Annotated in this window: 11 protein-coding genes; 9 read left to right on the top strand and 2 right to left on the bottom strand. The window is 39.8% G+C overall.

Going from position 1 to position 13,202, the window contains the following annotated elements; genetic code table 11:
• Window position 1 precedes the first annotated feature (1 nt).
• Together FE813_RS08175 and FE813_RS08170 are read right to left on the bottom strand one after the other, a co-directional pair.
• Window positions 2-367: a YgiW/YdeI family stress tolerance OB fold protein gene (locus FE813_RS08175; protein ID WP_065264979.1), complete on the bottom strand. Its 366-nt coding sequence runs from the start codon at window positions 365-367 to the stop codon at window positions 2-4.
• A gap of 131 nt (window positions 368-498) precedes the next feature.
• Window positions 499-1,386 carry a Dyp-type peroxidase gene (locus FE813_RS08170; protein WP_139990180.1) on the bottom strand — a complete coding sequence of 296 codons (888 nt, stop codon included), beginning with the start codon at window positions 1,384-1,386 and terminating at the stop codon, window positions 499-501.
• Window positions 1,387-1,589: 203 nt separating this feature from the next.
• Here FE813_RS08170 and FE813_RS08165 point away from each other — a divergent pair, with 203 nt between their 5' ends.
• From FE813_RS08165 to FE813_RS08125, 9 genes are all read left to right on the top strand, one after another.
• Window positions 1,590-3,473, top strand: coding sequence for an FTR1 family iron permease (locus tag FE813_RS08165; RefSeq protein WP_235898333.1), 1,884 nt, complete (start codon window positions 1,590-1,592; stop codon window positions 3,471-3,473).
• 27 nt (window positions 3,474-3,500) lie between these two features.
• The gene (locus FE813_RS08160; protein ID WP_005626197.1) at window positions 3,501-4,022 is read left to right on the top strand and encodes an iron transporter; all 522 of its coding nucleotides are present in this window, start codon (window positions 3,501-3,503) and stop codon (window positions 4,020-4,022) included.
• A 96-nt stretch (window positions 4,023-4,118) separates the two neighbouring features.
• Window positions 4,119-5,534, top strand: coding sequence for a Fe-S-containing protein (locus FE813_RS08155; RefSeq protein WP_139990178.1), 1,416 nt, complete (start codon window positions 4,119-4,121; stop codon window positions 5,532-5,534).
• Between the two features lie 2 nt (window positions 5,535-5,536).
• Window positions 5,537-6,877, top strand: a complete 1,341-nt coding sequence (locus FE813_RS08150) for an ABC transporter permease (protein ID WP_139990177.1) — start codon at window positions 5,537-5,539, stop codon at window positions 6,875-6,877.
• Entirely contained in the window at window positions 6,864-8,018 is a 1,155-nt protein-coding gene (locus tag FE813_RS08145; protein WP_139990176.1) for an ABC transporter permease, read from the top strand. The genes FE813_RS08150 and FE813_RS08145 overlap by 14 nt, the downstream gene beginning before the upstream one ends.
• Window positions 8,019-8,059: 41 nt before the next feature.
• Entirely contained in the window at window positions 8,060-8,734 is a 675-nt protein-coding gene (locus FE813_RS08140) for an ABC transporter ATP-binding protein (RefSeq protein WP_005636775.1), read from the top strand.
• Window positions 8,721-9,203 carry a TlpA family protein disulfide reductase gene (locus tag FE813_RS08135; protein WP_139990175.1) on the top strand — a complete coding sequence of 161 codons (483 nt, stop codon included), beginning with the start codon at window positions 8,721-8,723 and terminating at the stop codon, window positions 9,201-9,203. Before FE813_RS08140 ends, FE813_RS08135 begins: the two co-directional genes overlap by 14 nt.
• Window positions 9,204-9,206: 3 nt before the next feature.
• Window positions 9,207-9,521 (top strand): c-type cytochrome, encoded by a 315-nt coding sequence (locus FE813_RS08130; RefSeq protein ID WP_139990174.1) that lies wholly within the window; start codon window positions 9,207-9,209, stop codon window positions 9,519-9,521.
• 197 nt (window positions 9,522-9,718) lie between these two features.
• The coding region (locus FE813_RS08125) for an ESPR-type extended signal peptide-containing protein (protein ID WP_258038755.1) at window positions 9,719-13,202 on the top strand (3,484 nt) is incomplete at its 3' end.

Here is a 13,202-nt window from a genome sequence, read left to right as displayed (position 1 = left end):
ATTATTTTACTTTTTCGATACGTAATACTTCAAGATCCGCTTTCTCGAATGCTTCGTTATCTAATTTACCGTAAACTTTCACTTTATCACTTGGATCTACATTTAAACCATTCCAAACGTGGCGTTCAATTTCCACTTTGATTTGACCTGTACCATCGGTAAACCAAAATTCATCGTCATCAATTTGTTGTGTGATATTCCCCACTAAAGTGATCATTGAATTATCTGCTGCAGATAAAGCTTGTTTTACACTAATTGCTGAAGGAGTTGCTTGTTGAAAACCGCCTTGAGTATTTCCGCCGTTAAAACCTGCAAATGCAGAAGTGGTTGCTAATGCGAAGATTGTTGCTAATGCAAATTTTTTCATAATGTTTCCTTTTTAAGTCAGTTAATTTCAAGCACCATTGCTTGGATGTGTGTATTAAAACAAACAAATCTTAAGAAAAGATTAAGAAACATAAAAAAACCTAAATTTTTTTAATTTAGGTTTCTCATAAATTAAAGTTTATTTAACTGCTCAATAGACGGTGCGTAATAATAAGCGCCCGTTACAGCCTTAGTAAAACCTAAAATGCGGTCAGTTTTTCCGTCTTTTTCACCAAACATATTAAGCAACTGTTGTTCAATGTTATAAAGCGTTGCACAGTAAGCAATAAAGAATAATCCGTGCGTACCGCTCGCAGTGCCATAAGGTAAGCTTTGACGTAATATTTTTAATCCCTTGCCATTCTCTTTTAAATCTGTTCGACCAACATGAGAAGTATCTGCCTTATCTTCCATTTCTACGCTATCCGTTTTAGTGCGTCCGAACACATTTTCTTGTTTTGCTGTATTTAATTTTTCCCATTTAGCGAGATTATGTTCATAACGTTGAGTAAACACATAGCTCCCATCTTTATCATTGCCATTTGAAATTAAGGCAACTTCCGCTCGTTGTGCATCTTTAGGATTTTCAGTTCCGTCAATAAAACCTGTGAGATCTCGTTCCTCCACCCAACGGAAACCATGAATTTCTTGCTGAACGTCAATAGCTTGAGCAAAAGCATTCACTGCAGCTTGTGCCACAGAAAAATTAACATCAGGGCGTAACGATTGAATATGAACTAAAAGATCAGTTTGTGTACTAGGCGCAGATAGATCACCTTTGCCTAAGGTTACGAAAGGTTTAAGCTCTGCCGCACTTTGACCACCTAACTTTTTCCATGCGCTATCACCAAAAGCGAGCACGGCACCTAGACGAGCATCAGGATACGCTTGTTGTAACTGTTCAAGATTATCAAGGAATTGATGAATAGCTTTAGAGACAACAGAATAATCCGTAATATTTGCTTCTAAAAATACACCTGCTTTACAAGATTCAAGTAAAATACCCGTTTGCGCAGTCATAAAAATCTCCGTACATCAATAAAAAAACGGTCAGATTATACAAAAACACTGTATAAAAATCCTAAATATTTCAGCATAAATTGATTTCCATCACAAAAATACGATTTCATTATTGCGGTTTTTTATTATTTAATATAACCTCTAAACAAGAATAAATTTCATTTAAAGGATTAACTCTTATGTTTCGCGTTTTTCGTTACGTAATGATTCCCTTCCTATTTCTCTTGTCTCAATCTGTTTTTGCAAACAACTATCAAAAATGGGTAGATGACATCACTCAACGCTTGAATCACACCGAACAACTTCTTAAAGAAAACAAAATTGATGATGCCAAAACCGAAGTACAAATGGCCTATTTTGAAATATTTGAAAATTTAGAAGGCCCGATTCGCATTAATTTTTCAGCGCAAAAAAGCTACCAAATGGAAGCTACTTTTGGTGAAATTCGCAAAATGATTGGCGAAGGTAAACCAATGAATGAGGTTCAAGCCAAAATCAACGGTTTAAAAAATGAATTACAGCAAGTTTTACCTTCTCTTGTTGAAGGACATCAACTCAATGCTGATAGTCAGCACGGCGTTTATGATAATCAAGCCATCAAACCTTATTGGCAACAAAGTTTCAAAACCATCGATGATTTTATTGCTCAAGCTATTACCGCTTATGAAAGCGGTGATTTTGCCAATGCTAAAAAAGCATTCCAACAAGCTCAATATGACGGCTACAAAAATTCTGAAATGGAAATGTCGGTTAGAACTAACCGCTCTTCTGAAATTTCAGCAGCGATCAATCAACAATTCTATAATTTGATTCGTTTGAGCGAACAACCCGATCAAATGACAGAAATTGCTTACCAAAGCACACAACTCTTGCAAGATATTGAAGAACAGCTTCCTAATTTGCCAACCACTCGCGATGAACAAAACGCTCAAGCGACACAATCACAAGCGCAAACTTCAGATAACGTTGCAGATCAAGATTGGGCAAAAATTACGACTGAAATCAACCAACGGATTCAACAAGCTATTGCCCTTTACGAACAAGGCGATGCGAAAAAAGCCATGCTTGCGGTGCAAGACACTTATTTTGATATATTTGAAAGTTCTGGCATGGAAAACAAAGTAGGCTCGCGCGATAGCAATTTTAAAGCAGAATTAGAAGGTTATTTCACTCGTTTAGTCAGTCTGATGAAAGCGGGAAATGGCGACAAATTGCAAGAACAAGCCGCTGGTTTAAGCCAAAACTTAGCGAAAGCCGTTCAAATATTACAAGGCGGAGAACAAAGTAATTGGTCCATGTTCTTATATAGCTTGCTTATTATTTTACGTGAAGGCTTAGAAGCGTTATTAATCGTTGCCGCTATTGTGGCTTATATGGTGAAAAACAATCATCACGATAAATTGCCAGTTATTCGCCAATCCGTTTATGTGGCGCTAGGGGCAAGCATAGTTACTGCATTCATCTTCCAACTTATTTTTGAAAACTCAGGGCAAAACCGCGAATTGCTTGAAGGTTTCACAATGATTATTGCAGTCTTCATGTTATTTAGTATGAGTTACTGGTTGCTTTCTAAAGTCGAAGCACAAAACTGGAAACGCTATCTCGAAGGTAAACTATCAACGGCATTAACAGCAGGCTCGCTATTCGGCTTATGGCTGACCAGTTTCCTTGCTGTATATCGTGAAGGCGCAGAAACCGTATTATTCTATTATGCCCTAGTTGGCGATGCGAAAAGTGCGGTTAGTTTAGCTTATCTTTTTGCTGGCTTTATTTGCGGGGTGATTTTACTGGCGATTTGCTACTTTATAATGCGTTACACCGTGGTTAAATTGCCATTAAAACCATTCTTTATGTTTACTGGTTCATTTATGTATTTAATGGCATTTGTATTCGCTGGCAAATCTGTACTTGAACTTATTGAAGGTAAACTGTTTGAACCGACATTAATTAACGGTGTACCAGAAATCTCGTGGTTAGGTGTTTATCCTTATGTGGAAACCCTTGTACCACAAGCAATCTTAATTCTTGCTGCTATTTTTGCTTTGTTTGTTATGAAATATCAAAGCAAAAAAGCGGTTTCAAATTAACTCAAAACTCATCTCAGGAGAGAAACTATGAAAAAAGCACTTCTTAGCGCAAGTTTATTAGCAGGAATGTTTGCAGCAACTTCTGCTTACGCATTCCAAGAATATCCAATCGGTGAAGCAGTTACTATGAATGACATGGAAATTGCAGCGGTTTACTTAAAACCAGTGGATATGGAACCTCGCGGCATGGGCTTGCCTGCAGCAAAATCTGATATTCACTTAGAAGCAGATATTCACGCGGTGAAAGGTAACAAAAACGGTTTTGGTGAAGGTGAATGGATGCCTTATTTAACCATCAACTATACCTTAGTCAATACCGATACTGGTGCTAAACAAGAAGGTACTTTCATGCCAATGGTTGCTGGCGATGGCCCACACTATGGCGCAAACATCAAAATGATGGGCGTGGGTAACTATAAATTAACTTATCATATCGATCCGCCACCAAAAGCTGGTATGCACCGCCACACTGATGAAGAAACTGGCGTAGGTCGTTGGTGGAAACCATTTGATGTAAATTATGAATTTAAATTTACTGGTTTAAAATAATAGTGCTGTAGGGTGGGCTTCTGCCCACCAATTAACAATCAGACATGAAAAAACGGTGGGCTAAAGCCCACCCTACCATTAAAAAATCCTCCTTCTATGACTTATTTTTTCATTTTTGTTCTGCAATCTCTATTGCCGATTTCGCTTTTACTCGGTGCATCTTGGGCAATTAAAAAAGGCAATATTTCGCCTAAAACGCTTATTTGGCTAAGCCTTATTGGTTTGGCTTTGGGTGTTGTCCTACGACTAAATATTCCTAATGGACAAACCAGTAATCTTATTCTAACCATCGGCTTTTTAATTATCTTTTTACTCTTTGCAATCAGCCAATGGAGTAAATCATCAAACCTTGCCGCATTCTGGCAATTTGCATTAATGCTTATCGCGGGAGCAACTTGGGCGAAAGATCCAAACATCACCGCTCTCACCAACACAGATGTGATTAACACAGACTTTATTTTAAATATAAGTGCGGTTATTTTTGGCGTAATTTTTAGTTTAGCTTCAAGTGCATGGCTCTATTTCTTACTTAAACAGCAACAAAAAACACAAGGAAAATCCACCGCACTTTTTGCACTCAGCTTTTTACTTTTTATCGCTTTAATTCTTCCGCTTGTAGCAGAACTGTTGCTTACCTTGATGAAATTACAACTCATTGAACTCACTAAAGTGCGGTTAAGTTTTGTGGCAAAATCAGGGGAAATCACCGCTTGGCTCAATATTATTTGTGTTGTGTTAATGTTAGTTGTTTTGTGTATTTTTACCATTCAAACACATTCAAAACGTTTAAAAGAAGCAAAAGCCGAAAAAGATCTTATTGAAAAACGCAAAAAATTAGCCTTCGTACAAACATCAAAACGCACCATTTACTGGGGCATATTGGGGATTTTATTTGTTGCCGCAAGCCAACTTTATTGGGAAAAAGTTGCCTCTCAACCGCCACAACTTTCCGAAGCAATTCCAGTAGAACTTAATGACAAAAATGAAGTGCATTTAGCACTTGAGCCACTTAAAGATGGTAAACTTCACCGTTTTGTTTGGATTGCTGACGATGGCAAAGCCGTACGCTTTTTCATTATCAATCGCCAACCAAATAAAGTCAGTATGGCGGCAGTATTCGATGCTTGCCTACTCTGTGGCGATCAAGGCTATGTCATGCAAGGCAATCAAGTAGTCTGTGTTGGTTGTGGCGTGCATCTCTTTATTCCATCTATCGGTAAACCAGGCGGTTGCAACCCTGTACCGATTGAAAATTGGCAACAAACTGAAAATGAAATCGTGATTTCTCGTAAAAGCCTTGAAGATGGCTTAAATCTATTCAGTACGATTGTGGAAATTGAAGTACAAGATCCGATTAGTGGCGTCAAACTCAAAAACACTAAAACTGAATATAAATATAGCCACGAAGGGCATACTTATTTCTTTGAGAACGAAAAAAATCTCGATTTATTCCGCGATAATCCCGATAACTATCTCGGTATTAACAAAAACGAAAATCCAAAAGGGGAATAACAATGCTTGCTAGAATGTTATTTCAATCTTGGCGATTTGGTATCAAACGTAAATTGCTCGCCATTATCACTATTTTCTTAGCAGCAGGCTTAGTCTCTGCGCTGCTTGCTGTTTCCATTGATATTGGTGACAAAATGGCGAAAGAGCTGAAATCTTACGGTGCCAATATTTTGGTGGAGCCAGCCAGCAATGCAGCATTACCTGATGAACTCAGCCATAGTTCTTCATTATCTAGCCAAGATTTTTTAGATGAAAAAGAACTTCCCAATATCAAAGATATTTTCTGGCGAAATAATATCGTGGGTTTTGCCCCGTTGCTTTCAGCAAATGTGCAAGTGACAAAATCTTCACAAAATTCCACCGCACTTTCAGCGCCTAAAACGATTAATGTGCTTGGTACCTTCTTTGATCATAATATTGCCGTGCCTGATGAAGAGGATTACCACACAGGACAACGAATCATTAGCCCTTATTGGAAAGTGGAAGGAGAATGGGTTGATGATTTAAACAATGACTTTGGCGAAATCGTTCCTGCACTTGCAGGCGAACAACTTGCCAAAAGTAATGGTTGGAAAATTGGCGATAAACTTAGCTTAAGCTACACAAACGATAACGGCGAAAGCCAACAAAGTGCGGTAGAAATTAAAGGGATTTTAAGTACGGGTGGAACAGAAGATAATCAGCTTGTGATGCCCCTAAGTGCGGTACAAAATTTGCTGGGTTTGGAAGGCAAAGTGCAATCCGTCCGCGTATCTGCCCTCACTGTGCCAGAAAACGATCTTTCCCGTAAAGCGCGTGCCAATACGGATGCCTTAGATGCGGAAGCCTATGACCGTTGGTATTGCACCGCTTATGTTTCGTCAATTTCCCATCAATTAGAAGAAGCCATTTCTGGCGCAATGGTTCGCCCAATTTGGCAAGTCGCTGCATCTGAAGGTGTAGTCATTGGCAAAATCCAACTCTTACTAGCGGTAGTTACCTTCGCGGCATTAATCGCTGCGGCAATGGGTATCGCTTCCTTAATGAGCGCAGGAATTATCGAACGCTCAAAAGAAATTGGCTTAATGAAAGCCCTGGGCGCTTATCAATGGCAAATTACCTTACTGTTCTACTGTGAAGCAGTGTTAAGTGCATTAGTAGGCGGAATATTTGGCTGTTTAGCGGGATGGGGATTAGCCAAATTTATCGGTGCCGCATTATTTGGCGCGCCTCTTGATTTTGCTTGGATCGTCGTGCCTTGTGTTCTCGTACTCTCCATTCTTATTGCTGTGATTGGCACTTGGTTCCCAGCACATAAAATCGCTAAACTTTACCCTGTCGAGGTGCTTTATGGCAGAGCATAAAAGCGCAAATACTCAAAGCATGTTCTGGCGATTAATTTTCCGTGCGTTGAGATTACGCCTCCAACGAGTATTTATTATTTTCACCGCACTGACAGTGGGGGCAAGTATCGTCACTGCAATGGCAGCGGTTTACTTCGACATCAACACCAAAATGAGCCAAGAACTGCGTACTTTCGGAGCAAATTTCTACATTGGTTCGGCCGATGGTGGAATGATGAATCAAGCAGAATTAAATGCAATTTTGCAAAAATCACCTGATGGTTTTATCACCGCAGCCAGTCCTTACCTTTATGGTGTCGCACGCAGTGATTTGGAAAAAATTGTTCTGATGGGCGTAAATTTTGATGCCATGCGAATCCTCGCCCCTTACTGGCAAATTACGGGTTCAGCAATCAACGTAAACTTTGACGATCGCAATGCGATGATCGGGAAAACCCTTGCTGAACGATTACATGTGAAAGTGGGAGACAGCCTACAACTTTCTAAAAATGCCGTAGAAAAACACAGTTTCAACATTAAAGGAATTGTAGAAGCTGGTGATGCAACTGACAATATGCTTATTGTGAATGTTGAATTTGCACAAAATTGGCTGGATAAAGAAGGCGTAGTAAACAACGCATTACTCAATGTGCAAAATGAGCAAGGTGCCAATACAGTGGATCAATTTGCCGAAAAAATCATGCAACAATATCCCGATTTAACCGCTCGCCCGATCCGTAAAGTTTCCGCTTCAGAAGGGCAAATTTTAGAAAAAATTAAAGGCTTAATGGGCTTAATTTCCCTTGTGATTTTGGTGCTTGCAACCTTATGTGTGAACACCACCTTAATTGCCATTGTCGGTGAACGTTCCAAAGAATTTGCCTTACAAAAATCACTGGGTGCAAAAAAATTTGACATCATTCGCCAAATCAGCACTGAAATTTTAATTATCGCATTTTGTGCGATTATTATCGGGCTTGGATTGGGGTATTTATTAGCTCAAGTATTGGGAATAACTGTATTCAAATCTTATATTGATATGCGATTACCAGTGTTACCAATTACGGTTGTACTTTCGTTATTAGTGGCATTTGTGGCTGTTATTATTCCAACACGGCGAGCATTGAGTATTAATGTTGCGAATGTGTTGAAGGGTGAGTAAAACTGAAACGCTTATAAATTAGATAATAAAAGAGAAAAACCATGACCAATTTTGTAATAGAAACCCAACATTTATACAAACGCTTCGGGCAAGTTACCGCGCTGGAAGACATCAATATTCAAATCAAACAAGGAGAATTTGTTGCCATTATGGGGGCATCAGGCTCTGGTAAAACTACGCTGATGAATATTTTAACGGGCTTAGATACCGCTAGCGAAGGCAAAGTCATTTTAGATGGTGTGGATGCCGCCCAGTTAGATGAAGTCGGTCGCCAACGTTTCCGCGCGGAAAAAATCGGCTTAGTGTTTCAACAATTCCATTTAATCCCTTATTTGACCGCACTTGAAAACGTTATGCTGGCACAACATTATCACAGCGTGATTGATGAAGCCTCCGCCAAAGCGGTATTAGAACAAGTAGGCTTAGGCCATCGCATTGATCACCGCCCTAGCCAACTTTCAGGCGGTGAGCAACAACGTGTTTGCATTGCGCGTGCGTTAGTGAATCAACCGCCCGTTATCTTTGCTGATGAACCAACGGGAAATTTAGATGAGCAAAACGAATCTTTAGTACTAGATTTACTCACGAAACTTAATCAACAAGGGCGCACTATTGTAATGGTAACGCATAATCCAGAGTTAGGTGAACTCACCGATCGTGTTATTTATTTACATCACGGAAAATTTGTAAAGGAAGAAAATCATGCGAACAAATAAACTATTGAAATTAGTTGCCATAAGTGCGGTTATTTTTGGCGCCGTTTCTTGTAAAGATGAAGTCGCCTCAGTGGGGCAAAAAGCACCTGATATTGCCGCCTATGATCTTCAAGGCAATCCTGCAAACCTTGAGAATTGGAAAGGTACACGATTATTAGTTTTTTGGTCAGAAACTTGCGGACATTGCATCGCAGAGTTAAAAGAATTTGAAAAACTCGCAGAAGACAATCCTGGTAAAGTTTCGCTCATTGCAATTAATGTGGATGGCGATAAAATGGACACCAAAGCCATAGTGGCTAAACGTGAACTCCACTTGCCTGTAATTAAAGATCAAATGAAAATTACCGCAGAACGTTATCAGCTTATGGGTACGCCCACTTCATTTGTTATTAGCCCTGAAGGAAACATTCAAGCTAAATATGAAGGCGCAATTCCCGAAGACGATTTAACTAAATTATTTAAAGGATAACCCATGAAAAGAATTTACTCTACTCTACTCTCTTTAAGCTTGCTCACTGCCAGCCAATTTGTATTGGCTAATGTGAATACGGAACAAGCTGAAAATTTTTATAAACGAACCTGTGCCACTTGCCACGGAAAATCCGCTGAAAAATCAGCATTAGGACAATCCAGAATTATCAATACGCTAAATTCAGAGGAAATTTACACCGCACTTTCCGATCGTAAAAGTGGAAAAATACAAGGTGCAGGTAACATGGTAAAAAGCAGATTGAGTGAAGAAGAGATAAAAATGCTTTCTGAGTTTGTGCCAATCCTAAAAAAATAAAACCTTTCAACTTCTTCCATCTTTACATTATCTTTACAAAAATATGGTGTATTTATCATCATTTTTATGGCAGAATGCGCCATTCCTCTAAAAAGGAATATCTTATTTTTGATTTCTTTATGAAATTAAGAGATGAGTAATAGTAGTACATAATGTGCTGCTATTTTTTTATCAATTATTTTTTAGGAAACTAATCAATGAACAAAATTTTTAAAATAATTTGGAATAAAACGACCCAACGATTGGAAGTCGTTTCTGAATTAGCCAAGTCGCAAGGGAAAGCAAAGGCAAGTACAGATAAGCGTGAATCCTTAAATGATTCTAGCTTAAAAGGATTTAAACTAACGCAAGGACTAAAACCGCTCTCCTTGCTCGTAGCATTTGCTATTGCTATGCCAAGTTATGCTACGGTAACCGAATATAACAAAAATCAACCCAACTCGCTTCATATTTGGGGGAAAAAAAATGTCTCTCAAGGCGGTGTAAGCGATGCTCTAGTTCAAGCGGCAGTAATAACAGGTACTGGCAATGCATTGGGTGATGAAAGACCAGGTGGGGTTTTCTTCGCCTACGATAACCGAAACGACAGCGGTAATCAAGTAACACCAAATGCAATAAACATATTCGGTCGAGATAACAAAGTAAACGTTGGTAACAAAGTAAACATCATTGGTACCAATAATAATGTTCTTAATAATGCTATTGGGAATTCGGGCACAAATCTAGCGATTAATGCTATGGGTAATAACATTGCTGTAATGAACCCTAGAAGAAGTAGCTATTTTGGTAATGATATTTATGCAAACTCTGCTTATTTAGGGATTGGTAATAACCTTACTGTTGCAGCGGGTGGTCAAGCGGTTGGTACAGATATTAGATTGTCTGGCAACTCAATGGCGTTTGGTTCATCAATCACTACTGGTAACGCCAATAACTTTTTAGTGGGTGATGGTATTACAGCAACTAACCAAAACCAATTTATATCCGGTAAAAACATTACCTCTGGTTTACTTGGTGCATCATTAATGGGTAGAGACATCACCATTAATGAAGGATGGGCTGACAACTTAGTTGCTGTAGGTAATTCTCTTACTGTAAATGCACCAGGTAGCAATAGAGCAACCGAAGCTGTTGTAATGGGAGTAAAATCTAATGTTACAGGTGGAGTAAAAGCAGTCACAATCGGCTCGAATGTGACTTCAGAATCTGCATCTAATTCAGTGACCATTGGTAGTGACATTTCAACCAATAAACCTAATACAGTTACAATAGGTTCAGGCAACACCAAAACAGAGCAAAACTATTCAATTGCAATCGGTAATAATGCATCGACTCTAAACAATTCTAACGATAATGGTATTGCGATTGGTCGAAACAGCGTGGTACGAGGCGATAGCGGTATCGCATTAGGCTTAGGTGCAGAAAGTTATAATGCTGTGGATGTGGCTATTGGTCGTAATTCCAAAACGGCCGCAAACACCAATAGCACCCTATCAGCGTGGACTGTTTCTGGTGAAGATGTATTATCTAAATACAATAAAGCGGGCACAATTCAAACTACCGGTGCTGATAAGGGTGGTGTTGTTTCATTTGGTAGCGACACAGTAAAACGCCAACTTAAAAACGTTGCTGCAGGTGATGTATCTGCTACATCTACAGATGCAATCAACGGCGCACAATTATACGCTTTAGCCGAAGTAGTAAAACCAGGCACATTAACAATTAATGCTGGCGGCACGGCTGCAGCAAACAAAGTTGCTGATTGGAAAGCAAATTCAGATAAAACAATTGGCTTTGAATCAACAAACAATAACTTAGCTGTTTCTGCTGATGCGGCAAATGGTAAAGTTAAATTTACTCTAGCTGATAATTTGAGTGTTACCAGCGTAACTGCAAGTGGCGTTGAAATTGGTAAAAACAACGTTGCAGTAAATGCTAACAATAAAAAAATTACTGGATTAGCAGATGCAACACTTTCTACCACAAGCAATGAGGCTGTAACAGGTAGACAATTACAAGCTACGAATGCAAACGTAACCAATGTACAAAATATTGCCAACACAGCAAATACAAATGCAAGTGCTGCAAAACAAGCGGCAGATAATGCAGTAGCTGCAGTGAGCAATAGCTACCTACATGTCAATTCAAATAAAGCAGGTAACCTTGGGGCATTAAATGCTGCTGCTAATGCGACAGGTGCTAATTCTATTGCATTAGGTCCAAATGCAACAGCAGCAGGACCAGGCTCAATCGCAATTGGTGATGAAGCTGTAACAAACAACAGTCAGGGTACAATCGCTATTGGTCAAAATGCAGCTGCCAATACAACTAATTCAACCGTAATTGGTCGTGATGCAAAAACTGTAGGGCTGGCATCGGATTCTGTTGTAATTGGTTTAGGTTCAATTGCCACCTCTACATCAGCTACTGCAATTGGTAAAAATGCAAATGCATCTGGTGCAAGTTCAATCTCTATCGGTCAAAACACCGTTACTGTAGGAAGTGCAACAGCTGCTTTAGGTTATAACGTTACGGCTACTGCAGACAATGCAACAGCTGTGGGTTCTTATGGTAACGCTTCAGGTAAGGACTCAGTTACTGTCGGTGCAGCAAGTGCAAGTAACAACAATGCTGTTGCGATTGGTAAGGGAGCCAATGCTACTGGTTCTAGTGGTACTGCGGTAGGTACAGAGGCAAATTCTGCTGGAGGAAGTTCTGCTGCATTCGGTCAAAGAGCAAATGCAAGCAATACCGCATCATTAGCACTAGGTTATCAAGCAAATGCGACTGGAAGCTGGACGGTGGCAGTTGGCGGTGATGTAAACGCGACTGGTGACTTTGCTATTGCAATGGGTAATAGAGCAAATGCGTCTGCGCTAAATGCAACATCAATTGGTAGAGGTTCAGCAGCTTCAGGTGTTAATGCAACAGCTCTTGGTGCAGGAGCCAATGCAGCACTAGACAGAACATTAGCGTTAGGTCGTGGTGCAACAGCCAATACGGCAACTGGAGATGTGGCAATTGGTGATTCATCCACAACCTCTGCAGTTAATGAGATTTCTACTTTAACTATTAACGGTGAAGATATTTCAACTAACTTCCAAAAAGCAAAAGCAAGTGGAGATATTGGAGGAGTTGTTTCCGTTGGTAGCACAGCAGTTAAACGTCAAATCCAAAATGTAGGTGCAGGAAATGTATCTGCAACATCTACCGATGCAATCAACGGTTCACAACTTTATTATGTTGCAACTGAGTTAAATACGTTAGCTTCAACGGCAGAAAGTAAAGCAACAGCAGCATCAACAGCAGCGTCAACTGCTGACAGCAAAGCGGTAGCAGCGTCAACTGCAGCATCTACAGCGAACAGCAAAGCAACTGTAGCTTCTACTGCAGCATCTACTGCGGACAGCAAAGCAACTGTAGCTTCTACAGCAGCATCTACCGCTAACAGCAAAGCAACTGTAGCTTCTACTGCAGCATCTACTGCTGACAGCAAAGCAACTGCGGCTTCAACTGCGGCTTCAACTGCAGACAGCAAAGCGACTGTAGCTTCTACTGCAGCATCTACAGCGAACAGCAAAGCAACTGTAGCTTCTACTGCAGCATCTACTGCGGACAGCAAAGCAACTGTAGCTTCTACAGCAGCATCTACCGCTAACAGCAAAGCAACTGTAGCTTCTA

The sequence above is a fragment of the Haemophilus seminalis genome, assembly GCF_006384255.1.
Taxonomy (GTDB): Bacteria; Pseudomonadota; Gammaproteobacteria; order Enterobacterales; family Pasteurellaceae; genus Haemophilus; species Haemophilus seminalis.
Note: the sequence above shows the minus strand (reverse complement) of the source record. Positions and strands in the feature narration are given on the sequence as shown.

Bases quoted from the DNA above. Each gene is read 5' to 3' on its own strand.
- FE813_RS08155 (WP_139990178.1), top strand. From the start codon at position 4,119: ATGACTTATTTTTTCATTTTTGTTCTGCAATCTCTATTGCCGATTTCG.
- FE813_RS08130 (WP_139990174.1), top strand. From the start codon at position 9,207: ATGAAAAGAATTTACTCTACTCTACTCTCTTTAAGCTTGCTCACTGCC.
- FE813_RS08165 (WP_235898333.1), top strand. From the start codon at position 1,590: ATGATTCCCTTCCTATTTCTCTTGTCTCAATCTGTTTTTGCAAACAAC.
- FE813_RS08175 (WP_065264979.1), bottom strand. From the start codon at position 367: ATGAAAAAATTTGCATTAGCAACAATCTTCGCATTAGCAACCACTTCT.
- FE813_RS08140 (WP_005636775.1), top strand. From the start codon at position 8,060: ATGACCAATTTTGTAATAGAAACCCAACATTTATACAAACGCTTCGGG.
- FE813_RS08170 (WP_139990180.1), bottom strand. From the start codon at position 1,386: ATGACTGCGCAAACGGGTATTTTACTTGAATCTTGTAAAGCAGGTGTA.
- FE813_RS08160 (WP_005626197.1), top strand. From the start codon at position 3,501: ATGAAAAAAGCACTTCTTAGCGCAAGTTTATTAGCAGGAATGTTTGCA.
- FE813_RS08150 (WP_139990177.1), top strand. From the start codon at position 5,537: ATGCTTGCTAGAATGTTATTTCAATCTTGGCGATTTGGTATCAAACGT.
- FE813_RS08135 (WP_139990175.1), top strand. From the start codon at position 8,721: ATGCGAACAAATAAACTATTGAAATTAGTTGCCATAAGTGCGGTTATT.
- FE813_RS08145 (WP_139990176.1), top strand. From the start codon at position 6,864: ATGGCAGAGCATAAAAGCGCAAATACTCAAAGCATGTTCTGGCGATTA.